The sequence below is a fragment of the Microbacterium sp. NPDC087589 genome, from assembly GCF_044743635.1.
Taxonomy (GTDB): domain Bacteria; phylum Actinomycetota; class Actinomycetes; order Actinomycetales; family Microbacteriaceae; genus Microbacterium.
Genome location: NZ_JBIUWV010000004.1, coordinates 1 through 23,917, shown reverse-complemented (window position 1 = coordinate 23,917; position 23,917 = coordinate 1). Strand labels below are relative to the sequence as shown.

The 23,917-nt window shown below is 69.0% G+C and carries 27 protein-coding genes; 10 read left to right on the top strand and 17 right to left on the bottom strand.

The window, feature by feature from the left end; translation table 11 throughout:
* Positions 1-3: 3 nt before the first annotated feature.
* Genes ACIOU8_RS10335 through ACIOU8_RS10320 form a run of 4 tightly spaced genes read right to left on the bottom strand, consistent with a single transcriptional unit; the run spans position 4 to position 3,011 of the window.
* Complete coding sequence (locus ACIOU8_RS10335; protein ID WP_400788874.1) at positions 4-1,056, bottom strand: sulfate/molybdate ABC transporter ATP-binding protein; 1,053 nt, start codon at positions 1,054-1,056, stop codon at positions 4-6.
* Positions 1,053-1,841, bottom strand: coding sequence for a molybdate ABC transporter permease subunit (gene modB, locus ACIOU8_RS10330; RefSeq protein WP_400788871.1), 789 nt, complete (start codon positions 1,839-1,841; stop codon positions 1,053-1,055). Before modB ends, ACIOU8_RS10335 begins: the two co-directional genes overlap by 4 nt.
* A complete protein-coding gene (modA, locus tag ACIOU8_RS10325; RefSeq protein ID WP_400788869.1) occupies positions 1,838-2,617 on the bottom strand; it encodes a molybdate ABC transporter substrate-binding protein in 780 nt (259 codons plus the stop codon). Before modA ends, modB begins: the two co-directional genes overlap by 4 nt.
* Before the next feature lies 1 nt (position 2,618).
* Positions 2,619-3,011 carry a molybdopterin-binding protein gene (locus ACIOU8_RS10320; RefSeq protein WP_400788867.1) on the bottom strand — a complete coding sequence of 131 codons (393 nt, stop codon included), beginning with the start codon at positions 3,009-3,011 and terminating at the stop codon, positions 2,619-2,621.
* A 157-nt stretch (positions 3,012-3,168) separates the two neighbouring features.
* Between ACIOU8_RS10320 and ACIOU8_RS10315 the strand changes: the two genes are divergently transcribed.
* The 5 genes from ACIOU8_RS10315 to ACIOU8_RS10295 all read left to right on the top strand — a co-directional run bounded on the left by ACIOU8_RS10315 (position 3,169) and on the right by ACIOU8_RS10295 (position 6,928).
* On the top strand, positions 3,169-4,065 hold the full coding sequence (locus tag ACIOU8_RS10315) for an esterase/lipase family protein (protein ID WP_400788865.1): 897 nt from the start codon (positions 3,169-3,171) through the stop codon (positions 4,063-4,065).
* Between the two features lie 145 nt (positions 4,066-4,210).
* Complete coding sequence (locus ACIOU8_RS10310; protein WP_400788862.1) at positions 4,211-4,978, top strand: HesA/MoeB/ThiF family protein; 768 nt, start codon at positions 4,211-4,213, stop codon at positions 4,976-4,978.
* A complete protein-coding gene (glp, locus tag ACIOU8_RS10305; RefSeq protein WP_400788859.1) occupies positions 4,975-6,222 on the top strand; it encodes a gephyrin-like molybdotransferase Glp in 1,248 nt (415 codons plus the stop codon). Before ACIOU8_RS10310 ends, glp begins: the two co-directional genes overlap by 4 nt.
* Positions 6,219-6,698 (top strand): cyclic pyranopterin monophosphate synthase MoaC, encoded by a 480-nt coding sequence (moaC, locus tag ACIOU8_RS10300; protein WP_400788856.1) that lies wholly within the window; start codon positions 6,219-6,221, stop codon positions 6,696-6,698. Before glp ends, moaC begins: the two co-directional genes overlap by 4 nt.
* Positions 6,695-6,928 carry a MoaD/ThiS family protein gene (locus ACIOU8_RS10295; protein WP_400788855.1) on the top strand — a complete coding sequence of 78 codons (234 nt, stop codon included), beginning with the start codon at positions 6,695-6,697 and terminating at the stop codon, positions 6,926-6,928. The genes moaC and ACIOU8_RS10295 overlap by 4 nt, the downstream gene beginning before the upstream one ends.
* A gap of 275 nt (positions 6,929-7,203) precedes the next feature.
* Here the strand turns inward: ACIOU8_RS10295 and ACIOU8_RS10290 are convergent, their stop codons facing one another.
* The 5 genes from ACIOU8_RS10290 to ACIOU8_RS10270 form a co-directional block, all read right to left on the bottom strand.
* Positions 7,204-7,644 (bottom strand): molybdenum cofactor biosynthesis protein MoaE, encoded by a 441-nt coding sequence (locus ACIOU8_RS10290; RefSeq protein ID WP_400788852.1) that lies wholly within the window; start codon positions 7,642-7,644, stop codon positions 7,204-7,206.
* Positions 7,641-8,129, bottom strand: coding sequence for a molybdenum cofactor biosynthesis protein B (locus tag ACIOU8_RS10285; RefSeq protein WP_400788849.1), 489 nt, complete (start codon positions 8,127-8,129; stop codon positions 7,641-7,643). Before ACIOU8_RS10285 ends, ACIOU8_RS10290 begins: the two co-directional genes overlap by 4 nt.
* 41 nt (positions 8,130-8,170) lie before the next feature.
* Positions 8,171-9,826, bottom strand: coding sequence for a molybdopterin-dependent oxidoreductase (locus ACIOU8_RS10280; RefSeq protein WP_400788847.1), 1,656 nt, complete (start codon positions 9,824-9,826; stop codon positions 8,171-8,173).
* A gap of 96 nt (positions 9,827-9,922) precedes the next feature.
* Positions 9,923-10,210, bottom strand: coding sequence for a hypothetical protein (locus ACIOU8_RS10275; protein ID WP_400788844.1), 288 nt, complete (start codon positions 10,208-10,210; stop codon positions 9,923-9,925).
* A gap of 261 nt (positions 10,211-10,471) precedes the next feature.
* Complete coding sequence (locus ACIOU8_RS10270) at positions 10,472-11,170, bottom strand: GTP pyrophosphokinase family protein (RefSeq protein ID WP_400788842.1); 699 nt, start codon at positions 11,168-11,170, stop codon at positions 10,472-10,474.
* A 98-nt stretch (positions 11,171-11,268) separates the two neighbouring features.
* Between ACIOU8_RS10270 and ACIOU8_RS10265 the strand changes: the two genes are divergently transcribed.
* A complete protein-coding gene (locus ACIOU8_RS10265; RefSeq protein WP_400788841.1) occupies positions 11,269-11,628 on the top strand; it encodes a nuclear transport factor 2 family protein in 360 nt (119 codons plus the stop codon).
* Positions 11,629-11,711: 83 nt separating this feature from the next.
* On the opposite strand, the gene ACIOU8_RS10260 is transcribed toward ACIOU8_RS10265, so the two are convergent.
* Entirely contained in the window at positions 11,712-12,809 is a 1,098-nt protein-coding gene (locus ACIOU8_RS10260; protein ID WP_400788839.1) for a VanZ family protein, read from the bottom strand.
* 102 nt (positions 12,810-12,911) lie between these two features.
* Here ACIOU8_RS10260 and ACIOU8_RS10255 point away from each other — a divergent pair, with 102 nt between their 5' ends.
* Positions 12,912-14,966 (top strand): APC family permease, encoded by a 2,055-nt coding sequence (locus tag ACIOU8_RS10255; protein ID WP_400789461.1) that lies wholly within the window; start codon positions 12,912-12,914, stop codon positions 14,964-14,966.
* Between the two features lie 191 nt (positions 14,967-15,157).
* Here ACIOU8_RS10255 and ACIOU8_RS10250 read toward each other — a convergent pair whose 3' ends face one another.
* On the bottom strand, positions 15,158-16,564 hold the full coding sequence (locus ACIOU8_RS10250; protein WP_400788837.1) for a PLP-dependent aminotransferase family protein: 1,407 nt from the start codon (positions 16,562-16,564) through the stop codon (positions 15,158-15,160).
* On the opposite strand from ACIOU8_RS10250, the gene ACIOU8_RS10245 reads away from it, so the two are divergent.
* Both ACIOU8_RS10245 and ACIOU8_RS10240 read left to right on the top strand, forming a co-directional pair.
* Positions 16,563-17,498, top strand: a complete 936-nt coding sequence (locus tag ACIOU8_RS10245) for a DMT family transporter (RefSeq protein ID WP_400788834.1) — start codon at positions 16,563-16,565, stop codon at positions 17,496-17,498. The two genes, ACIOU8_RS10250 and ACIOU8_RS10245, sit on opposite strands and share 2 nt — an antisense overlap.
* A 13-nt stretch (positions 17,499-17,511) precedes the next feature.
* Positions 17,512-18,105 (top strand): FMN-binding negative transcriptional regulator, encoded by a 594-nt coding sequence (locus tag ACIOU8_RS10240; protein ID WP_400788832.1) that lies wholly within the window; start codon positions 17,512-17,514, stop codon positions 18,103-18,105.
* 143 nt (positions 18,106-18,248) lie between these two features.
* On the opposite strand, the gene ACIOU8_RS10235 is transcribed toward ACIOU8_RS10240, so the two are convergent.
* The 6 genes from ACIOU8_RS10235 to ACIOU8_RS10210 form a co-directional block, all read right to left on the bottom strand.
* Positions 18,249-18,950, bottom strand: a complete 702-nt coding sequence (locus ACIOU8_RS10235; protein WP_400788829.1) for a GntR family transcriptional regulator — start codon at positions 18,948-18,950, stop codon at positions 18,249-18,251.
* A gap of 1 nt (position 18,951) precedes the next feature.
* The gene (locus tag ACIOU8_RS10230; RefSeq protein WP_400788826.1) at positions 18,952-19,686 is read right to left on the bottom strand and encodes a GntR family transcriptional regulator; all 735 of its coding nucleotides are present in this window, start codon (positions 19,684-19,686) and stop codon (positions 18,952-18,954) included.
* A 213-nt stretch (positions 19,687-19,899) separates the two neighbouring features.
* Entirely contained in the window at positions 19,900-21,078 is a 1,179-nt protein-coding gene (locus ACIOU8_RS10225) for an SLC13 family permease (protein WP_400788823.1), read from the bottom strand.
* Between the two features lie 94 nt (positions 21,079-21,172).
* Entirely contained in the window at positions 21,173-21,772 is a 600-nt protein-coding gene (locus ACIOU8_RS10220) for a hypothetical protein (protein WP_400788821.1), read from the bottom strand.
* Positions 21,773-21,871: 99 nt separating this feature from the next.
* Positions 21,872-22,105, bottom strand: coding sequence for a hypothetical protein (locus tag ACIOU8_RS10215; protein WP_400788819.1), 234 nt, complete (start codon positions 22,103-22,105; stop codon positions 21,872-21,874).
* Positions 22,106-22,916: 811 nt separating this feature from the next.
* On the bottom strand, positions 22,917-23,546 hold the full coding sequence (locus ACIOU8_RS10210; RefSeq protein WP_400789459.1) for an RHS repeat-associated core domain-containing protein: 630 nt from the start codon (positions 23,544-23,546) through the stop codon (positions 22,917-22,919).
* A gap of 102 nt (positions 23,547-23,648) precedes the next feature.
* Here ACIOU8_RS10210 and ACIOU8_RS10205 point away from each other — a divergent pair.
* Positions 23,649-23,917, top strand: a 269-nt coding sequence (locus ACIOU8_RS10205) for a transposase (RefSeq protein ID WP_400788817.1), incomplete at its 3' end; no start/stop codon positions are given.

Genomic DNA, 23,917 nt, shown 5'->3' with positions numbered 1-23,917 from the left:
TGTTCAGACCGTCACAAAGGCCACCAGCGCCGGATCGACCCGCAGCCGGAGCCGATCGCCGACCGCCGCCCCTCCGGCAGCATCCAGCGACAGGTCGACCGCCCCCGCGTCGGTGTGCACGCGCACGCCGACCAATGTGGGCTCGATCCGCGTCACCACAGCCGGCCACGACTCCTGGCCAGTCTCGGCGACCCGCACATCGCCCGGGCGGAAGACCGCGGCGAGCGCAGCACCGTGCGTCGCAGCAAGCGCACGCGACGCGGGATCGGCGCTGGTCAGCCGCACCTCACCGCGGCTCCACGATCCCCCGCTCGCGACGCCGACCAGGCGGTTGACGCCCGCGATGGAGGCGACGAAACCGGATGCCGGGGCGGCGAGCACGTCGCGCACCAGGCCCGACTGGGTGACGCGGCCCGACTCGACGACGATCAACCGGTCGGCCAGCGCGACGGCATCCGCCGCGTCGTGCGTGACCGCGACCGTCGTGGTCTCGGCGAGCTGGTCGCGCAGCATCCGCCTGATGTCGCCGGCGGTCTCGGGATCGAGGGCGACGAGCGGCTCGTCGAGCAGCACGACCCTGGGGGATGCGGCGAGCGCCCGAGCGACGGCGACGCGCTGCTGCTCGCCCCCGGACAGCTCGTGCGGCATGCGCTCTCCGGAGCCGGGGAGCCCGACACGGTCGAGCAGATCGTCGGCGCCCGCCCGCGCCGCACGCACGTCGACGCCCGCCGCACGCGGCCCGAACGCGACGTTCTCGCGCGCCGACAGATGAGGGAACAGCCGGGGCTTCTGCCCCAGCAGCACGACACCTCGGCGCATCGGCTCAGTCCGCATTCGAGGCTTGGCGACTCGATCGACGACGCGCCCCTCGACGCTGATCTCGCCGGCGTCGAGCGGCTGGAGTCCGGCTATCGCCTGCAGCAGCGTCGACTTTCCCGCGCCGCTCGGACCCATCACGGCCACGGTCGCACCGACGGGCACCTCCAGAGAGACATCGACGACGAAGTGCTCCCTCTGTACGACGACGCGGGCCCGAAGGCCATCTGTGCCGGTCATCGCGCCGCCCCCGGTCGCCAGCCGCGCACGAGCAGCAGCACGAGGATCGCGGTGGCGAGCAGCAGCAGCGCGAGGGCGACTGCGGCCCCCTGCGTCACGCCTGCGCCATTGAACGCGGTGTAGATCGCGAGCGGCATGGTCTGCGTGACCCCGGGGCGGTTGCCGGCGAAGAGCGCCGTGGCGCCGAACTCGCCGATCGCGCGAGCGAAGCAGAGCACCACACCGGCGACGATGCCGGGCGCCGCGAGGGGCAGAGTGATGCGGCGCAGGATCGTCCAGCGGCCGGCGCCGAGTGCGGCGGCGGTGCGCTCGTACTCGACCCCCGAGGTGCGCACGGCACCCTCGACTGCCAGCACCAGGAACGGCAGCGCCACGAAGGTCTGCGCGAGCACGACAGCCGGAGTGCTGAACGACAGGCCGAGACCGCCGAACCACCCCGCTCGTCCGAACAGGTAGAGCAGCGCGACGCCGCCGACCATCGGCGGCAGCACGAGCGGCACCGTCACGGCGGCTCGCAGCACGGCGGCGAGACGCGGGCCCGAGCGGGCGATCGTCAGCGCCAGCGGCACGCCGATCACGATGCACAGCGCCGTGGCGACGAGACCCGTGCCGAGCGAGAGGAGCAGCGCCGAACGTGCGGCCTCCGACGTCACATCGGCGATGAAGGTCGACCACTCCACGCGGGCGACGAGTGCCGCGAGCGGCAGGATGAGGAAGGCGAGACCGATCACAGCCGGGATCGCCAGCGTGCGCGGCGCGTACCCGTGCGAGACAGCGGCGCTCACGGCGCCCCGAAACCGTGGTCGGCGAGGATCCGCCGGCCCTCGTCGGAGAGCACGAACGCGATGAACGCCTCAGCGCCGGCCGAGTTCGATGCCTCAGACAGCGCTGCGATCGGATAGTGGTTGACGACCTCGTCGGCGCCGTCGGGCACGATCGCCTCGACATCGTCACGCCCGACCACGTCGGTGGCGTAGACGAGCCCGGCGTCCGCCTCGCCGGCTGCGACCTTGGTGAGCACCGCGGTGACGTTCTGCTCGAGGCTCGCTGCATCGACATCGACTCCGGCTGACGACAGCAGAGCCGTGGATGCCGCACCGCACGGCACCTCGGGTGCGCAGAGCACCGTCGTGACGTCGGCCAGGTCGTCGAGCGTCTCGACGCCGCCGGGGTTGCCCGTAGGAACCGCGATCACGAGGGTGTTCGAGGCGAACAGCGCAGGGTCGACCGCGGCATCCTCCAGCTTGCGCATGTTGGCCTCGTCGGCGGAGGCGAACACGTCGGCTGGAGCACCCTCGAGCAGCTGCGTGACCAGCGTCGACGAGCCGTCGTACACGCCGGTGACCCGGACGTCGGGATTCTCCTGCTCGAACGCGGCGCCGATCTCGTCGAAGGCGCCGGACAGCGACGCGGCCGCGTAGACCGTGAGCTCGCCGCTCACTGCACCCCCGGCCGCGCCTTCAGTGCCGGCGGGTGTCGGCGACTCGACCGCGCAGCCGGTGAGCGCCAGGGCGGCGGCGGCCAGCGTGATCGCGATGGTTCGGTGCAGCGTGCGGCGCATGTCAGGCCTTCGGCACGTCGACGACGACCTGCGTCGCCTTGACGGATGCCGTGGCCAGCGAACCCACCTCGAGGTGCAGGTCTCGTGCAGCCTCGGCAGACATCAGCGACACGACCCGATGCGGACCCGACTGCAGATCGACCTGCGCCATCACCCCGTCGATCTGCACGCGGGTCACGACCCCGACGAACCGGTTGCGGGCGCTCGAGAGGGCGTCGCTCGATTCGTGTGCTTCATCGGCCAGCTCGACCGCCCGCGCGGCGAGGGCATCACCCGGGATCTCGGCAGGCACGGCATCGGTCGTCGGAAGCAGCCCCTGATCGACCCAGCGCCGCACGGTGTCGTCGCTCACGCCGAGCAGCTGCGCGGCACGGGCGATCCGATAGGTATGCATAGTGTGAGAGTACCGCAGATGCGGAACCTGCATCCCGATTTCCCCCGCATCCGCGTATATATGAGTCTCTCCCGGCGACCCACGCCCCGGACTGCGCGAAGACCGGCTGCCCTCCTGCCCTATTCTTGCCGCGTACGTCCCTCGAGAAGGAGAGCCCGTGGCCGAAGCCGTCGTCCTCGTGTCCGGCGGTGCCGCTGTGACTCCGTTCACCGATCCCGATCGGGCTGCCGGCTCCGGCCTCGCCGCCGGGAACACCCTCACGGCTCTCCGCGCGCACCTCCTCGACCGCGGCGCGCGGGTCTTCACCGCTCCCGCCCGCCTCGGCGGGGGCGAAGTGCGGGAGGACGCCGGATGGCAGGGGTTCGGGGACGTCCCCGTCGTGCTGCCCGCCGAGCTGACTGTGAACGCGGTCGGCACGATCGACGACGGCGGGTCTCACCTGGCAGCGTTCCTGCGGTGGCTCGGCGCGGAGTACGACATCACCCACGTCGACCTCGTGGCGCACTCGATGGGAGGCCTGTTCTCTCGATCCGCGATCCGCGAGCTGCACGGCGCCGGTCCGGCAGTCGGTCGTCTGGTCACGCTGGGCACACCATGGGACGGGTCGCTGCTCGGCGACGTGCTCTCCGCAGACATCTCGATCGCCGACGCCCACGGCGATCCGGCGACCACGCAGATCCTGGAGCGCTCGCGCAGCTACGCGGCCGAGAACTCACAGGGCGCGGCCGACCAGGTCTCTCATCGCTTCCTGCAGGGGTGGAACACCACGCAGGCCGGAGCGCTCGACACGGTGGCGGTCACCGCCGTGGGCGCGGGACACTTCTGCGCGGCATCAGAACCGGGCCTGCTCTGGCCGCATGACGGTCTTGTCGCGCAGCGGAGCGCACGCGCCGACGAGGTGCCACCGGCAGTGCTGCCGCACGTCGTGCGCCACAGCGTCGAAAACGACGTGCACAGCATCTTCTTCGCCGACGCGTTCGACCTGCCGTGGGAGCGCGCACTCACCTGGGACCCCGCGGTGATCGCGATCGTCGACGACGCCCTCCGCGCCTGAACCGCGCGCACCGGGCCCGAAGGGTGCGCGCGGCGCGCACCGGGCCTGAACCGGGCACCCCGCGCGCACCGGGCCCGAACCGCGCACCCGGGCGCACCCTCACCCTTCTCCGCCAGTGCCGGGTTTCCGGGCATACCCTGAACCCATGCATCCTCTCGTCGCACCGACTCCGACCCTGGATCCCGCCGAGCTCGTCCGCACCGCACGGCACGCCGTGCTCGCGGGCATCGGAGAGGAGGGGCAGCGCCGCCTCTCGGCGGCCCACGTCGCGGTCGTCGGGGCGGGTGGCATCGGCTCCCCCGTGCTGCTCGCGCTGGCAGCCGCCGGCGTCGGCACCATCACGGTGATCGACGACGATGTGGTCGAGCTCACGAATCTGCAGCGCCAGCTCGCGCACCGGGTCGAGGACATCGGCCGGCCCAAGACCGCCTCGGCCGAGCGCGCGATCACCGCTCTGTCGCCCGGGGCCGAGGTGCTGCTGGCTGCCGAGCGACTCGACGCCGAGAACGCCGAGCGCCTGTTCGCCGGTGCCGACATCGTGGTCGACACGAGCGACTCCTTCGCGACCCGTCGCGACGTCGCGGCCGCGACCGAGGCCCTCGGCATCCCCCTCGTCTGGGGGGCCGTGCAGGAGTGGCACGCCCAGGCCACCGTGTTCTGGTCGAACCCGCCCGGGCACGATCCGGTCGTGCTGACCGACCTCTTCCCGCTCGGCACCGAGGGCGAGCCCCCCAGCTGCGCGCAGGTCGGCGTGCTCGGCGCGCTGTGCGTGCAGGTCGGAGGGATGCTGGCCGGCGAGGTCGTCAAACTCGTCACCGGCGCAGGCGAGCCGCTGCTCGGGCGCCTCGCCATGATCGACGCCCTCACCTCGAGACAGCACGAGATCGCGATCCGTTCGGCGGTGTCGGCATGAGCGCCGCACGCGGCAGCCGCCGATCGGTCGAGGAGCAACTCGCGCGCGTGCTCGACGCCGTGCGTCCCCTCCCCGCCGAGACACGGGCGATCCGCGACGCGGCCCATCGGACCCTCGCGGCCGCCGCGACGGCAACCCACGACATCCCGCTCTTCGACAACTCAGCGATGGACGGCTTCGCGGTGCGGGCGGCGGATGTCGCCTCGGCATCCGAAGAGACCCCTGTGGCGCTGCGGGTCATCGCCGACCTGCCTGCCGGGGTGTCGGACGACCCGCCGCTCGCTGCGGGCGAGGCCGCGCGCATCATGACCGGCTCCCCCGCGCCGACTGCGGCGGATGCGATCGTGCCCTTCGAAGACACCGTGGGCGGCCTCGCCGACTCCCTGGGAGAGGTGCGCGTGCTGCGCGCGCCGGCCACTGCCGGGGCCTTCATCCGTCGCCGCGGTGCAGACCTGCGAACCGGGGATGCCGTGGTGCACGCCGGCGAGCGTCTGGGCGCCTTCCAGCTCTCTGCAGCCGTCGCCGCCGGGGTCGAGAACGTGACCGTGACCCGAGCGCCGCGAGTGGCCGTCATCTCGACCGGCAGTGAACTGCTCGCGCCGGGCGAGGCTGCGACCCGCGGCCGCATCCCCGATTCGAACGGCCCCCTGCTCGAGCTGCTCGTCGCGGATGCCGACGCCGAGGTCGTGCTCGCCGCCCGGGTCGCCGATGATGCCGACGCCGTGCGCACCGTCACGACGACGGCGGTCGAGCGCGGAGCCGACGTGATCGTGTTCACGGGCGGCGTGAGCGCGGGCGCCTACGAGCCCGTCCGCGGCGCGTTCGACGGCCACGGCCAGGTCGAGTTCGCGAGCGTCGCGATGCAGCCGGGCAAGCCGCAGGCGTTCGGCGTGCTCGACTCCGGCACCCTGGTCTTCGGACTGCCTGGCAACCCGGTGAGCGTCGCGGTGTCGTTCGAGGTCTTCGTGCGGCCCGCACTGCTCGCGCTGCAGGGTCGCACCGAGATCCATCGCCCTCGCGTATCCTTCACCGCCGATGCCGCCTGGACGACTCCGCCAGGCCGGCGTCAGTACCTCCCCGCAATCGTCGACCTCGCGAACCGGACGGTGCGCCCGGCGACCGCCGGCGGCTCAGGCTCGCACCTCGCCGGTGGACTCGCGCGCGCACACGCATTCGCGATCGTGCCCGCAGAGGTCGAGGCCGTCGCCGTGGGCGATGCGATCGATGTCATGCTGGTCGAATGAGCTTCACGCATCTCGATTCGGCCGGCCACGCCCACATGGTCGACGTGACCGCCAAGCAGCCGACCGTCCGCACCGCCACCGCGCGCGGCTTCGTGCGCTGCAGCGCCGACGTGATCGCCGCGCTGCGTGACGGCACCGCCCCGAAGGGCGACGTGATCGCGGTCGCCCGCATCGCCGGAATCCAGGCCGCGAAGTCGACGCCCACCCTGCTGCCGCTCGCGCACGTGATCGGGGTGCACCGGGCGAACGTCGAGCTCGACATCGTCGACGACGGCGTGCATGTCGAGGCGACCGTCGGCACCGCCGACCGCACGGGCGTCGAGATGGAGGCACTCACGGCCGTCTCGGTGAGCGCGCTCGCGATCGTCGACATGATCAAGGGCCTCGACCGGTCTGTGGTCATTGAAGACGTGCGCATCGTCGCGAAGTCGGGCGGCCGCTCAGGCGACTGGGTGCGCGAGGGAGAGTCGCGATGACCCGGGTGCGCTACTTCGCCGCGGCTGCTGAGGCTGCCGGGGTCGACGCGGAAGAGCGGCATGAGACCTCGCTCGGAGCCCTGCGCGCCGCGGTCGTGGCTGAGCATCCGGCTCTCACCGACATCCTGCCGCGCTGCGCGGTCATGGTCGACGGCGTGCGCAGCGACGACGACCGGCCGCTCGACGACGCGCAGCTGATCGACGTGCTGCCGCCCTTCGCCGGGGGCTGAAGCTTCCGCGAAGGCGACCTCCGCGGACGCACGGCGGACGCGGGCGGACGCTCCGCAAGGCGATGTGCGCTTCGCAAGGCGATGTGCGCCTCGCAAGGCGATGTGCGCCTCGCAAGGCGATGTGCGCTCCACAAGTCATTGTGCGCCTCGCAAGGCGATGTGCGCTCCAGAAGGCCGCGGATGCCGAGAACGGCCTTGCGAAGCGCACATTGCCTGCCGAAGCGCACCGCCCGCCGGAGCGCACAAGGCGACACAGAGGGCGGACGCCGGACGGCTCAGCCGCCGATGCCCTTCCACGATGTCGACCCGTCTGACTCGACCTGTCGCTTCCACACGGGCAGCGACGTCTTGATGTCCTCGATCACCGCGCGGCACACCTCGAAGGCCTCCGCCCGGTGTTCAGCGGCGACCGCGATGACCACGGCCGCATCGCCGACCTCGAGACGACCGATGCGGTGGCTCACGGCCACCACCACTCTGGCGTCGCCGACGGCATCCGCTGCCGCCTCCTCCGCGATGCGTCGCAGTGCCAGCTCGGCATCGGGGTGCGAGCTGTAGTCGAGTCCGACCACGGGGGTCGCCGCGTCGGGGTCGTTGTCGCGCACGCGACCGATGAAGGTCGTGACACCACCCAGGGCCGGGTCGTCGACGCCGGCCAGGTGCGCGTCGACGTCGAGACGCTCGGCGGAGATCGCGGCGATCCGCACTTCGTTCACGAGTGGTCACCACCCTCGACCTGGTCGGCCACGTGCCTGGCGACGGTCAGCACGACGGGCACGCCGGATGCCACGGCGCGAGGAGACCCGGGAAGATTCACCACGAGGGCCCCGGCCGGGTCGACGATGCCGGCTATGCCTCGAGACAGCACCGACAGCGGAGTGTCGGCCAGTCCGCTGCGGCGCAGCTCTTCGGCGATGCCCGGCACCTCGCGGGTGATGACCCGACGGGTTCCCTCCGGCGTCTCATCGCGGGGGCCCACGCCTGTTCCGCCGGTCGTCACGATCAGCCGCACGCCGCGCGCGACCGCTCGGCGCAGCGCGTCGGCGACGGAGGTCGCCCCGTCGGCGACGACCTCGGCGTCCGGGCAGTGCCACCCGGCATCCCTCAGCAGGCCGACCGCGATCGGTCCGCCCCGGTCTTCTCTCTCGCCCGCGAACGAGCGGTCCGACACGGTGATCACGCAGGCGGGGAGCGACGTCATGGCTCCCACCCTAGGGCGATATCCAGCGTGACGCGCCGGCGTCAGGCGACACGGATGAGCGACCGCTGCCAGCCCGACGAGCCGTTCGGGGCGATCGGCGCACGCTCTTCGATCTGCATGTCGCCGTTCTTGTTGATCGCCCGCACGGCCACATAGTGCGTGCCGGGAGTCGCATCCCACTCCATGAACCACTGCACCCAGGTGTTCTCGTTGACCGGGGCAGATAGCGTCGCCGGCATCCACTCGCCCTCGTCGATGCGCACCTCGACGCGCTCGATGCCCACCGTCTGCGCCCAGGCGACACCCGCGATCGGGATGCGCCCGGCGTCGACCGCCTGGCCTACCTTCGGGGTGTCGACGCGCGAGGCGAACTTGATCGGCGCCTCGGCGCTGTACCCGCGCGGAGTCCAGTAGGCCTCGTCCTTGTCGAAGGTCGTGACCTTGAGCTCGGTGAGCCACTTCGTCGCCGAGACGTAACCGTACAGGCCGGGCACGACCATGCGCACCGGGAACCCGTGCTCGAGCGGCAGCGGCTCGCCGTTCATGCCCACCGCGAGGATCGCGTCGAGGTCGTCGTCGGTCAGCGCCGACAGCGGCGTGCTCGCCGTATAGCCGTCGACGCTCTTCGAGAGCACCATGTCGGCACCGGACTTCACGCCGGCCTTCTTGAGCACATCGCGCAGCGGCACGCCGAGCCACTTCGCGTTGCCGACGAGGTCGCCGCCGACCTCGTTCGAGACGCAGGTGAGGGTGATCGCGTACTCGTCGAGGCCCATGTCGAGGATGTCCTGGAAGCTCATCTCGACCCGCTGATCGACCATGCCGTCGATCACGAGGCGCCAGGTGCTGGGGTCGATCGTAGGCACGGTCAGCGCGGTGTCGACGCGGTAGAAGTCCTTGTTAGGGGTGAACAGCTCACTGAGGCCGGGGATGTCGAGCTCTGCGCCCTTCGGCACCGTCACGGTCGAGTTCGGCGCGGGGAGCTTGAGCGCTTCACGGATGGTCGCCACGGAGGCCACGGTCATGCTCACCGCGCGTGAGGCGATGCCGACCACGACGGCCGAGGCGCTGGCGATGCCCGCGAGGATGAAGAACTGACGGCGGCCCAGCGCCTTCGGCGCCTGCTCGGCATCCGGGTCTGGCATGTCGGCGCGATCCACGCCGAGGCCTTCGCCCTTGCGATCGACCATCGCGGCGGGAACGACGGACACCTTCCACGTCTTCAGACGACGGATCAGGAGCACGATGAGGATCGAGCCCGCGATGGTTCCGAGAACCGGGGGCAGGAACGCGAGGGGCGTGGAACCCGCCCTGGTCACGATCGCCGCGGTGGAGAGCGCGCCCGCGACGACCAGGGCGATCACGCCGAGCGGGGGACGGAGCAGCTGAAGGATGCCGGCGATCGCCGACGCGATCACCACCGCGAGACCGAGACCGACCAACAGCGCGATCTTGTCATACTCGCCGAAGGTCGCGATCGCGAACTCCTTGAACGGCTGCGGCACGATGTCGATCACGAACCCGCCGACCGCGAGGATCGGACTCGCCGAGCGCGCGAAGATCAGCGCGAAGAGCTCGGCGGTCGCGAGGAAGACGGCTCCGCTGATCACACCCGAGAGTGCGGCCCAGAAGATGAATCGTCTGCCCTTGCTGCGCTGGGGGTCCTTGCGCTGGGTGTCCTTGCTGCGCTGTGCCATGGTCTGCTCCTTCGCACCGCCGACGGTGTGGTCAGCGGTTGTTCGGAGCGGAGACGCGAACGGATGGTCGCGGCTGCGGGCGCGCGGCAGCTGTCGCTAGAGGCGGCGTGCGGTGATGGTGTCGCGGTCCTGCAGTTGGCGCAGGGTCCGCAGGCAGCGCGAGCAGAGAATCTCGACGCGACGAGGGTGGTTCTCGCCGCAGACGCAGTCGACGGTCACGCGCCACTTGGCCTTGCGTCCGCAGGCGGCGTACGCCTCGTCGTCTCCGTGATCGCACTCGCAGAGCTGGCGTCCGCGGTCGAGGCCCGCGATCTCGTCGAGGTTCAGCGCGGAGTCGACCCCTCGTTCGGTCTCGACATCCGTTGCATCCTGCGTTTTCACCACCTGCCGATGTTCCCAGGGGTGCGCGGGTGCGCGCAACACCGTCGGGCCGGTGGCAGACCTCCGGAGAAGGAAGTCGGCCCATCCAGCGGGGTGGTTCTGCACACCGATTCGCGCCCGATGTCCGGAGTCATGGAGCGGACCTCGTTCACAACTCAGGAGAAAGCCTCGAGAGCCGAGGGAACAGGGCAGAGAACGGTCTCGACTGAGACCTTCTTCCTGAGTTGTGAACGGCCGAGGCGCCCGTACCGCGCGGGCCGCGCGTCAGACCTGCACGACGTGCGGGGGCGGCGGCGGGGCGAGCTGCCGCTGCGGAACACCGTGCGCCTCGCGGTGCAGACGCTCCATGCGGCTGTCGAGTTCGGCAGCTGCTTCGGCGGCATCGGTCAGGCTCTCGACGAGGTGCGACGGCACCTGGTTCGAGAACTTGTAATAGATCTTGTGCTCGAGACTGGCCCAGAAGTCCATCGCGATCGTGCGGAACTGCACCTCGACCGGCACCGCGAGCGCCCCGGTCGACAGGAACACCGGCACCTCGATGATCGCGTGCAGACTCTTGTATCCGTTGTCCTTCGGGGTCGCGATGTAGTCCTTCACGGTGCGCACCGTGACGTCGTCCTGTGCGGTGAGCAGATCGAACAGGCGATACACGTCGGCGACGAAGCTGCAGGTGACCCGCACGCCGGCGATGTCGGTGATCTCCGAGCGGATGCGCGCGAAGTCCGGCTCGGCGATGCCCTTGCGCGCGATCTTCTCGACGATGCTGTCGGGAGTCTTCAACCGGCTCTTGACGTGCTCGATCGGGTTGTACGCGTGGTGGTGGGTGAACTCGTCGCGCAGGATCCCGATCTTCGTCTCGACTTCCCGCATGCCGAACTCGTATTCGCGCAGGAAGCGCTGGAACTCGTCGCGGAGCTCCCGAGTCTGCTGGATCGCGTCGTCGGTGACCTGAAGAGACGTCATGCCTTCGACGTTATCCGTCCGTGATCGGAAGTGGCTGTGCATCTTCGATGGAGTCGAGAACCTTGACGATGTCTGACCCCAGGTCTACAACGGAGGACATGACCAGCGCAGGAGAGAAGTGGACCGCGGCGTACGTCGAGGCCTGGAAGTCGAACGATCCGCAGCAGATCGCCGCGCTCTTCAGCGAAGACGCGATCTACCTCACCAGCCCAGACGCCGAGCCTCGCATCGGCAGAGCCGACATCGTCGCCGGTTGGCTCGAGGATCTCGACGACCCGGGCTCGTGGACGTTCGACTGGTGGATAGTGCGCGAGGACGACGAGTTCGTCGTGATCGAGGGGCGCACGAAGTACCCGGCGGAACGCGACTACGTGAACCTCTGGATCGTCCGACTGGATGCAGAGGGGCGAGCGACCGCCTTCACCGAGTGGTACATGCCCCGGCCCCACGAAGAGTGAGGACGCTCGACGCTCCGTGGCCGCTCGACGCTCCGTGGACGCTCGACGCTCCGTGGACGCTCGACGCGTTGCCGCGAATCCGTTCAAAACGAGCGTGAGCGGTCGGTGACCCGCGCCGGGGATGCCCCGGCATCCGCCCTGGCGTCGACGAGGTGCTGCCCCGACAGGACGCCAGGAAGCCCGCGCCCGAGCCTGGTGGTGAAGAGCATCACTATCGCGACGAGGAACAGGAGCGACGAGGCGGCACCGAAGAGCCCGCCCAGCAGGGCCAGCGCGCTGAGACCGCCGATCCCGCCCGCCCAGCGAAGGATGCGCGCGAGCGCCAGCGGCAGGCGCGAACCGGTGTATCGAAGTTGCACGGCGATGTCGCCGACCGAGCGTCCGCTCACCAGGATGAGCATCAGGAACAGGGCGGCGGGGACGATCGTGCCCGCCGTCGACGCGAGCGAACCGTCGACCACCGCAGCTCGATCCTGGACCACGAACTCGAGCCAGACCTGCACGGTCACGCCGACGCCGGTGCTCAGGAACCCGTAGGCGAGCGCGTCGCACACCATGACGAGCGCTCGGCGGCCGCGGGTGACGGGTCGCGGAAGGTCGGCGTCAGCACTCGTCGTCGAACCGCGGCGGGATCTCGGGACCACGAGCGCGAGCGCGCATCCGAGGACAGCGCCGAGGGTGTTGGTCATGAGGTCGCCGACATCGAAGAAGCGATACGCGCAGGGGTAGAGGCCCCAGACACCGGTGAGCTGCGTCGTCTCGACCAGCAGCGACAGACCGAGCCCCGAGGCGAGAGCCACCAGGATGCCTCGACCCGCGAGAACACGGACGAACACACCCAGTGGCAGGAACAACAGCACGTTGAACGCGAGCTGAAGCAGAGCGGGATGCCGCAGCGGGTTGCCCGGTGCAGCGAGCGCCTTCTGCACGTCGCGCACGACGGACATCGGGTCGGTGATCGCCCCGACGCAGCGGATGGCTTCGGGGTCGGGGAGCGGCAGGAGCGTGTAGGTCCAGATCGCCCAGAAGTAGATGAGAGCGGACAGCCAGAGCAGCGTGCGTCCCAGGCTGAGACGGCCTCGGCGGCGGTAGCTGATGGCGACGAAGGGCACGAAGAGCAGGATTCCGAAGGCCACTCCTATCGCGATGGCGATGAACCCGAGCCGCACCTGATCTTCCACAGTGTGCCACTGTAGCCGGATGCCGTGAGGATTCCGTTAGGGACGCCCGAGCACCCGTAGGGATTCCGTGAGGAACCCGTGAGGGAAGCATTCGTGAGCGTAGTGTCGCCCGACGTGTCAGAAGAAACCCGCGGCAACACCGACGCTCCTCCCCGCGTGAAGCGCATTCTGATCGGCGACCCGCTGACGAGCGCACAGGTCGACGATCAGCTGCTGCCGAAGAAGATGGCGCTGCCGATCTTCGCGTCGGACGCGCTGAGCTCGGTCGCCTATGCGCCGCAGGAGCTCGTGATGATCCTGCTCATCGGCGGGCTCACGTTCCTGTCGTTCACACCGATCGTGGCGGTCGCGGTCGTCGTGCTGCTGATCGTGGTGGTGCTCAGCTACCGCCAGCTCATCAAGGCCTACCCCTCGGGCGGCGGTGACTACGAGGTCGCCTCGAAGAACCTCGGCGAGATCCCCGGCGTCATCGTCGCGGCCGCCCTGCTGGTCGACTACGTGCTGACGGTCGCCGTGTCGGTGGCATCCGGCGTCGACAACATCATCTCGGCCGTTCCGGGGCTCGACCCGGCGCGGGTCGAGCTCGCGGTCGGATTCGTGATCCTCATCATCATCGTGAACCTGCGTGGAGTACGCGAGGCGTCGCTCGTGTTCGCGATCCCGACCTATGTGTTCATCGGCTCGGTCGGCTTCATGATCGTGACTGGACTCTTCCGCACGTTCCTCGGCGACGCCCCGGTGGCGTCGAGCGCCGAGTTCGCCGTGCATTCCGAAGATCTCGGCCAGGCCGCGGTGATCCTCCTGATCCTGCGCGCGTTCTCGAGCGGATGCTCCGCACTGACCGGCGTCGAGGCGGTGTCGAACGGCGTACCCGCGTTCCGCACTCCGAAGGTGCGCAACGCGCAGACCACGCTCGTGCTGATGGGCTCGATCGCAGCCTGCCTGTTCGCGGGTCTCACGGCCCTCGCGCTGATCACCGGGGTGCACTACGCCGAGAACCCATGCGACCTGATCGGCTTCGACTGCTCTCACCCGCAGCCGAGCCTGATGGCGCAGATCGCGTCGGCGACATTCGGCGGCGGCAGCATCCTGTTCTTCATCATCCAGGCCGCGACCGCGTGCGTACTGCTGCTCGCGGCGAACACGGCGTTCAACGGGTTCCCGCTGCTCGGCTCGGTGCTCGCCCGTGACGGCTATGCCCCCAAGTCGCTGAACACCCGCGGCGACCGTCTGGTGTTCTCGAACGGCATGATCATGCTCGGCATCGCGGCGATCGCCGTGCTGGTGATCTTCCAGGCGAAGCTCACCACGCTGATCCAGCTGTACATCATCGGCGTGTTCGTGTCGTTCTCGCTCGGGCAGATCGGCATGGTGCGGCACTGGAGGCGCATCCTGCGCGAGCCCGCCGAAGGGTCCGGTCGCCGCTCGGCCAAGATCGGGCTGGCCATCAACTCGGTGGGCGCCGCGATGACCGTCGCGGTGCTGCTGATCGTGACGATCACGAAGTTCACGCACGGCGCGTACCTGGTGTTCTTCGCGATCCCCGTGCTGGCGTTCCTGATGCTGGGCGTCAAGCGGTACTACCGCGACGTCGAGCACGAGATCGAGATCGACGACACCACGAAGTTCGGCGCGACGGGTGACCTGGCGATCGTGCTCGTCAACCGCCTGCAGAAGCCCGTCATCAAGGCCATCGACTATGCGATCGCCGCCAAGCACGGCAAGACGCTGGCGGTGCACGTCGCCGTGGCATCCGACGATGCCGCGCAGCTGCAGAAGGAGTGGGCCGACCACCTCGTGCCGATCCCCCTGGTTATCGTCGAGTCGCCGTTCCGGTCGTTCGCGCAGCCGGTGACGCAGTTCATCACGCAGTACCGCGAGAAGCACGGCTCCTCGGTCGTCACGGTCTACCTGCCGCAGTACATCGTGGGGCACTGGTGGGAGACGTTCCTGCACAATCGGCGCTCGCGTCGCCTGGCCAACCAGCTGATGCTCGTGCACGGAGTGTCGATCACGCTCGTGCCGTGGCTGCTCGACTCGTCGGAGCTCATCTACGGCCGGCGCTCGCGGCCGCTGCCCGGGCAGGAGCGCGCGGGGCGCCCGGTGGTCGTGCAGGGTCGCCGCGCGCACCGCCCCGAGGGCCCGCCCGAGAACTGAGGCGGGGTTGCCCACCTTTCTGCGCGAGACCCACCTTTCTGCACGAGACCCATGCGCACGAGACTCACTTTCTCGCCCCAGATCCATCTTTCTGCACGAGACCCACCTTTCTGCACGAGACCCATGCGCACGCGGTGGGTCTCGTGCGGCAATGCCGGCCTCGACGAGGTGGCTGCTCGATGGGGCAGCCGTCAGGATGCCGCGAGCACGCCGCCGAGGATCCCTGCCGCCTCACCGAACCTCGACGGGTCGGCGTGGGCGTAGTTGAGGCGCACATAAGAGCCCGAAGGCTCGGCCGGGAACCACTCCGCCCCGGGCGAGATGATGAGGCCGCGCGCCTCGCAGGCGCCGACCACGGCGACGGCATCGGTGCCCTCCGGCAGCCGTGCCCACAGGTTGAGACCGCCGGCGGGAACCACGTCGACGGTCGCGGTCGGAGCGTGCTCGGCGAGGCTCGAGAGCAGCAGATCTCGCCGTGCCCTCAGGTGCTCGCGGAACCCGCGCAGGTGGCTCCGCCACGCGGGCTGGGTCACGACATCGAGGGCTGCCGCCTGCAGCACCCCGCTCACGTACATCGACTCGGCTGCACGGTCGGCGAGGATGCGCTCGCGCGCCGGCCCCCGCGTGATCACCGCTGCGATCCGCAGCGCCGGTGAGACGCTCTTGGTCAGCGAGCGGAGATAGACGACATGGCCGTCGTCGTCGAGCGCGGCGATCGGCGAGGGATCGCCGTCGATCGCCAGGTCGTGCGCCCAGTCGTCTTCGATGAGGAAGGCCCCGTGTCGCCGCACGCTCTCGAGAACGGCGAGGCCCGTCGAGGCGGGCCATCTGGCACCGGACGGGTTCGCGAACGTCGGCTGCGCATAGAACGCGCGAGCCCCGGTCTCGACGAAGGCGCGCTCGACGGCATCCGGATCGGGGCCGTGCGGGCCCGAGGGGATCGGCACCAGGATTACCCCTGCCTGCTCGGCGGCGAGCAGCGCACCCCAGTAGGTGGGTGACTCGATCAGCAACGGCTGGCCCGCGCCGACCACGGCTCGGAAGATCGAGCTCAGCCCGCTCTGACTGCCTGCGATCACGAGGGCGTCCCTGGCGGATGCCGGTGTGACGTCTGCCGGAGCGGATGCTGCGAGCTCGGCGGCGAACCATGCCTGCAGCTCCGGCAGCCCGGCAGCCGGGGAGCGGGTGAGCGCCGAGGCGGTGCGTGCCGCGCGGGTGATCGCCTGGCGGACGAGCCGGGCGGGAAGCATCTCGACGGCGGGATACCCGGAGTGCATGCCGATCGCATCGGGAGCGACGGTGCGCTGCGTCGAGGTGAGGCCGGCGAGCCGCGCGGGAGGCGCCCCGAGGGCGGATGTCTGCCAGCCGTAGTCTGCGGCGCGGGGCGGTCGCTGCGCCCGCACGAACGTTCCCGCCCCCGGTCTCGACTCGACCAGTCCGAGTCGCGCCAGTCGACCCATTGCCTTCTGCACGGTGACGGGGCTCGCACCGTACTCGGCGACGAGGGCTCGATTCGACGGCACGCGGGCGCCTGGTGGTGCCGATGCGATCCACCGACGGAGTCCGGCCACGATTCGGTCACTGCTATCCTGACTCATGAAAGAACAGAGTAGCGTTATCGCACACGCTCCCGCACCGCTATCTTCGCGCGCCGGACTCTGGTGGGGGCTTCTCGGCGTCACCGCCTTCTCGTTCACCCTCCCGTTCACCCGCATCGCCGTCGGGGGCCTCTCGCCCCTGTTCATCGGATCCGGTCGCGCGGTCGTCGCGGCAGCACTCGCCGCACTGGCCCTGGCGGTGACGCGTCAGCATCCGCCCACCAGGGAGCAGTGGTGGCGACTCGCGATCGTCGCCGGGGGCGTGGTCGCAGGGTTCCCCCTGCTGACGTCGTTCGCGATGACCACTGCATCCGCGAGCCACGGCGCCGTCGTGGTCGGCCTGCTGCCCGCAGCGACCGCCGTGATGGTCGTGCTGCGCACTCGCGAGCGCCCCGGACGGGCGTTCTGGTGGTTCGCCGCCCTCGGTGCCGCCGCGGCGGTGATCTTCGCGTCGATGCAGCACGGCGGCCTCGGCAAACTCCGCTGGGCAGATCTGCTGCTGTTCGGGGCGGTGCTCGCGGCGGCCATCGGCTATGCCGAGGGCGGCCTGCTCGCGCGGGAGATCGGATCGTGGCAGACCGTGTCGTGGGCGCTCGTGCTCTCGGCGCCGCTGATGCTCGTGCTGACTCTGGCATCGGCGATCACCGACCCGCCGACCGCCTCGCCGACGCAGTGGCTCGCCTTCGCATACCTCGCCGTGGTCAGCATGTTCCTCGGCTTCTTCGCCTGGTATCGAGGGCTCGCGATCGGGCCCATGGCCCAGGTCAGCCAGATCCAGCTGGTTCAGCCCGTGATGAGCATCGCCTGGGCCGCGCTGATTCTTCACGAGCAGATCGGATGGCCCACCGCACTCGGCGGCGTGGCCGTCATCCTGTGCGCCGCGCTCGCGGTGCGCACACGACTGAACCGTCCCCGACCCGCCACCACCCCCTGAAAGAGGACTTCTCATGCGTCACACACCCCGCTACCTGATGACCGACCCTCTCGAGGTCAAGCGCCTGATCCGCGGCAACCCGTGGGCCACGTTCGTGTCACCCGCGAGCACCGGTCTGGTCGCCTCGCACTATCCCGCGCTGCTGATCGAAGACGAGCACGAGATCGTGATCGCGAGCCATTTCGGCCGCCCCGACGAGCAGCTGCACGAGCTGGGCGAGCACGAGATCCTCGTGATCATCCAGGGCCCCCACGACTACGTGTCGCCCAGCCTCTACGCGCCGGGCGAGCTGGTGCCGACCTGGAACCACGTCACCGCCCACCTCTACGGCACACCCGAGATCCTCGGCGAGGAGGAGAACTACGCCATGCTCGCGCGACTGACCGACCACTTCGAGAGCAGAACGCCGCATGGCCGCAGCCTGTCCGAGGATGAGGCCGGCACGCGCCGAGCGGCGAAGGGCACCGTGGGCCTGAGAATGCGCGTCGACCGCTTCGATGCACGCGCCAAGCTGAGCCAGAACAAGTCTCCCGAGGTGCGCGAGAACATCACGGGGCGATTCGACGACACGAACGCGGCCCTCGCTGCCGAGATGCGGCGCGTCTGAGCCCCTCTCGCTCCTGCCCCGTCGCAGGTGCCCTCTCGCACCTGCCCCTCGCGCCTGCCCCTCGCACCTGCTCCCGCACGTTCCGGTCGCAGTTCGTGCCGCTTCCGATGCGTGCGAGCGGCACAGAGTGCGACCGGAGCGGGTCAGAGGTCTGTGACTCCGTCGATCACGAAGGTGTAGAGGTCTCTCACCAGGTCGGTCGCCTCGAGACGGTCGCGATCGCGCGCCGCGGCGACGAGCGCGTCGACGACCGATCGCAGCATCGCGGGGTTGCGAGGTCGGCTGAGCGAGCGGATGCCGAGCACCAGCGCGGGTCTCTTCGATGCGTGCAGCGCGCTCAGGTATCGGTTGCGCGAGAACACCGCGAGCAGGTCGAGCAGCTCCCACAGCCCCTCCGCTCCGACGACCTGGTCGTTGTCGTCGGTCTCCCAGAGCGCTCTGACGGTCGCAGCCCTCGTGGCGAACTCGGCGATCTGCGCCTCGGTCGCGTGCGCGATGCCGAGGTCGGCCGCCGCGATCGACAGGCCCGAGCACTCGGCGGCGACGGCGACGAACCATGCGGGGGTCGGCGTCACGACGACCGACGCCCTGTTGAGCCGGTGGTCGATCAGGTGCATCGCCTCGAGCGCGCCGAGTGCCGAGCGCACGGTGCCGGCGGCGACGTTGAGGCGCTGCACGAGGGCGGTGACCGACAGGGGGTCGCCGGGGGCCAGTTCGCCCGACTCGATCGAGTGCGCGAGCGAGTCGACGACGGCATCCGCTCGCGAAGTGATGAGAGGCAGTGGCTGCTCGACCCCTCCCAGCAGTCGCGTGGAGTTCAGTGTGTCGATCCGCCGGTCGGGCATGTCATTCCCCGGGTGATCGGCCGATGAGTGTCGGGTCGCTGGAGGCGGATGCTGCGGCGAGCGCGGCCGCCGCTCGGAGCGGCTCGATCGTCGATCTCAGGAACAGGGGCTCGATGACTTCGCGCACCCCCACGCCATCGCGCCGGTCGAGCAGCACGCGCAGTTGCTCGAGCGCCGTGCGCATGACGTCGACGAGCTCGGCGGCCACCGGCTGCGCGGGCACGGTTCTGGTCAGGTGCAGGGTGAGCTGCCCGTCGACGATGTCGATCATCGTCTGGTTGTGGGCGCTCAGCACGACCTCACCCCACAGCGCGTACCAGAGGCTGAGCCCTTCGCGGGTGGAGGCTCCGTCGAGGCCGGCGGCGAGCAGCCCGTCGATGCGCGCGTGCAGTGACGCGACCTGCTCGTCGGTGTAGGTCGGCACGGCTGTGACCGCGCAGTAGCCGATCAACGCGACGGCGATCTCGACCCGCTCGGCCTGGGCGGCGAGATCGACCGGGGCGACGCGAGTGAATCGATTGGTGCTGACTTCGATGAGACCGAGGTCGGCGAGGCGGTTCAGTGCCTCTCGGATGGGCGTGCGGGAGACGCCGTATTCGGCCTGCAGATCCTGGTCGCGGATCTCTTCGAGAGGCTGCATGCGGCCCGAGATGATCTCTTCGGCGAGCGTGGCGAAGACCTGGTCGCGGATCAGCTGCCGCGGCCGAATCGGCAGAGATGCGCTGATGTCGCCCACGGGCACACTTTATGCCGGTGTCATGCCGACGCACCATACATCAGGCACTGAAATTTCACCAGATCGGACGCGATGTGCGTAGCGTTGAGGCGTAGGGCAGCGACCCTCACCCGGCACACACTCCCCATGTCGTGCTGCGGACCTCCCCCAGATCCCGTGACCTGTGTCGCTGCCCTTTTCCCTACCCCGGGGCCGGCGCCGGGATGGACAGTCTCAGCCAGCGACGAACGCGAGCACGAGCGTTGCCATCAGCACCGTCGGCACGGCGACGATCGCACCCCAGAGCATCAGGCTGCCCCAGCGGATCTCAACCCCCAGCGATACCACCCTGTGGTGCCAGAGCAGCGTGGCGAGCGACGCCCACGGTGTGATCAGCGGGCCGAGATTCACCCCGATCAACAGCGCCATGAGCGCGACCGGGTCGCCGGCGGTGGGTTCGAGAATCAGGTAGGCGGGCAGGTTGTTGACCCCGTTCGCGGCGAGCGCGCCCGCTGCCGAGAGACGCAGCAGCTCTGCGGGCGCGTGCCCACTGGTCGCGAGGACCGACAGGAAGTCGAGGATGCCGTTCGCGTGCGCGGTCTCGACCACGACGAACAGGGCCGCCGCCAAGCCGATCGCCTGCCACGGCACGAGCGAGAGTCGCAGCACATGACGACGCCGGATGCCGAACACGACGATGAGCACCAGCGCGGCGACCGTCGCAGGGATCCACACGTCGTGGGTCAGTGCGAGCAGGGGCATCAGGAGCAGCAGGATGCCGGAGGCCGCCCAGAAGAGCACCCGGTCGGAAGGGGCACCGCCCGCAGGAGTGCGATACCCGCCGAAGAGCGTGCGTCGGTGTCGCAGCGTGAGGATCACGACGGGCACGAGCACCCCGACGAGTGTCGGCGCCCAGCTCAGCGCGAGGAACGCGAGCGGGTCGTCACCGATCGACCGTGCCGCGAGCAGGTTCGTGAGGTTCGAGACGGGCAGGGCGAGGGATGCCGTGTTGGCCAGCCACACCGTGACGAGGGCGAACGGCAGTGGAGGGATGCCGACGCTCTGCGCGAGCACGACCACGACCGGCGTGACGATCACGGCCGTGGTGTCGAGCGACAGGAACACCGTGCTGATGACGGCGAGCACCACGACGGACAACCAGAGCAGGATGACCCGCCCGTGCCCCCATCTCGCGAGGCGCTGTGCGACGACGTCGAACACCGCGGCATCCCGGGCAAGCTCCGCGACGATCGTGATCGCGATGACGAACCCGAGCACCGGCGCGATGCGGGCGCCGAGCGCCCCGGCATCCGCGCGGGGCAGAACCCCTGTGACGAGGCAGATCGCGGCGGCCGCGACCAGCGCGAGGACGATGATCGTCCCCGCTCCCACTCGCCGTCGCGTCGCGCCCACTCGCTGAGTGTAGATCCGGTGCGGATGTGATCCTGGTGAGCGTCCGACTCGCGGCCCTCAGCCGTGTGTGGTCAGACGTGGGCATCGCCTCGGCTCATGCCTCGATCACCGACGAGAGGTCGGCCACGGCTGTCGTGATCTCGAGGTCGCTCGGCCCTCGCAGACCTGATCCGTTGCGAGGTGCCAGCATGAAGAAGAGTTCCTCCCCCGACGACAGCACGATCACGACGCCGCCGTACGACATGCTGGTGGTGTCGTGAGGGAAGACTCCCATCACCGTGTCGAGTCGGATCTCACGCCGCTGACGAGCGCCTCCGATCCCGATCGTCGACCGCCGAAACACGATGACCAGGGTCTCGTCTGTGACGACCACCCAGCCGGATCCCGGGTACGTATGCTGACCGTCGCCAGACGAGAAGTCCGCCTGCATGAACGCGAAGCGCGCCCCCGCTCCGGCCGCGTTCGCCTCTCTGGTGGCCCGGTTCGTGATCCCCTTCCACCTGAACGCGTTGAGGAAGAAGACCCCGATCATCATCGCCCCCAGCGCCCCGAAGTACAGCGATCTTGGCGGCTGTACCCCCTGCACCGTCGGCAGAACCATGACCGCCAACCCCACGATCGCAGACACCGTCGCCGCCACGTTGCGGGCGAGAGTGGTGGTCGGCCCGTATCTCGTGCTCAGGGCGACGTTCACGATGGTTCCCCTCTTGAATCTGCTCCCAGGCTAGTGGGGGATCACGCCGAGACTTGCGCGACTATTCGTCCACTGCGCCCCACCAGCGCGTGGCGCGCGTCAATCCGGGAGTAGTGGGGAGCTGCCCTCGATGTCGTTCCGCGCTCGAGCGACTTGGTCCTGATAGTCCGCGTCGAAGAGCATGGGAAGCTCGGATTCGAGCTGAGCCTCGATGTCCCAGAGAACGCGCTGCTCCGCGCCCGAAGCATGTTGAGATGGCTCCTCGCGTGCCAGCCACTCATAGAGCACGAGCGCTTCGCTGGTACTGAGCGAGAGCAAGATCTTCTCGTTCATCCCAGAGTCTCCCGCTTGTCAGCAGGTTCTTTCACCTGTGCGGCACTCACTTTCCAGCCAGTTGAATCTCAACACTTACTCCACTGCTATCTGATCCGTGAGCTGCCCGCGCAGACTCGCGTGGATATGCCCCCGTGACAACTGATTCTCACGCTTTCCGATCAAGTCGCAACCGCGAACAGCCACTCTCAGCCACCGCGATTCGTTTCGGTCGTCAGCATGGCCTCGAGACTCAACTCTTCGGCTTCAGAAAACTCCCGCAAAGAGAATGGATCCCGAAACCAGTGCGAGCAGTCCGTAGGCGAGCAAGATGGTTCCCACGGTTAGAGCTATCGAGTGCCGCTTTGGCAGTCGAAGCTCGTGCGCGCCCTGCCATTCCGCCCGTCGCCCCCACGCGCGAATTCCCAGCGCGAGACCGAAACCCGCAGCACCAGCACCAGACACAACGAGCAAGACAGAGGTTACTTTCCAGGCAACCTCACCCCCTGCAAAGATTGACGACAGAATGTGGTCAAAGTCACTTCCGCCAGAGATACTTCCGCTGGCCGCTGCGGCAACGGTCAACGCAAGGCCGAACGCAATCTGCATCAGACCAACTCCCACGGCGTACACGACAGGGGACCTTCCATCGCCACGCGCCAACCCCGAATTCGACAGGTTATGGGCGAATCGGCGTCGGAGCACAACTACGGCAACCCCGCCCGCTATGAGGATCGCACCGAGGAACAGGAAAACTGCAGAGATGACATTCATACTTCCAACCTGCCTGTTTGCAATCGACTCCCACGATGACCACTGAGTTGCGTTACGTTCATCGTTGAGTAAACAACCATAGTAACCCCGCTCCCCCTGACACTCCGTTCGATACAAATGGGGGCGCCATGATCGTCGAAGCTGTGATCCCTCCCGCGTAGAGCCATCCCGCCCAGCACTTGCTATCCCACCCGTTCCCCAGACAGTCCGTGGCTGCAGACGCGACGGAGAACGGCAATGCGGCCACTCCAAGCCCCTTAGAAACTACCGCTGCGACGAGGCACGCATGTGGGCCGCCGAGGCACCCGAGGGACGCAGCCGCACCTAGGCCGTTGAGCGCGACAGATACAACGCCGAAACCTACTGAGAGTCCGTTCCAGATGTCATTGTCCGAGATCTCATCTGTAGGCAGAAGTGGACGCGACGCCGTCCGCACGGCGAGCCTGTTTTTCACAACTGGCGCCCCCAGGAACCTGGCCGCCGTGGTGGCTTGCGTCCGCTGACTTCGCTGCGTTGTGCTGCTCGTGGCGCTGTTCTTCTTAAGGGCGGGTCCCTTCCACTTGTCTCCCGCCAGATCGTGCATGTTGATGGGGTCGGTGGGCCACGCGTAGTCATTCGCCCCGCCGCCCTCGATCGGGTCGACCTGCAGGAACCGGCCCAACGCGGGCACATACAACCGGACACCCATCTCGACCACCAACGTCGAGCCCACCGACTCGGCTGGGACTGCTGGCGGTTTGGTTGACTCCAACGCTGTGAGGATTTCGGTTCTCACGGAAGGATGGTCAACGTGCCCAAAGCATTTCCCAAGGAGTTCCGGAACGATGTCGTCGCGGTCGCGCGTCGGGGTGAAGCCCCGATCAGTCGGATCGCGAAGGACTTCGGTGTCTCGGAGTCGTGCCTGCAACGGTGGCTCAAGATCGCGGACGTCGAAGACGGCATCAAGCCCGGCGTGACCCAGGCCGACGCGGCCGAACTGCGCGAAGCGCGCAAACGCATCCGGTTGCTCGAGCAGGAGAACGAGATCCTTCGCCGGGCGGCGGCATATCTGTCGCAGGC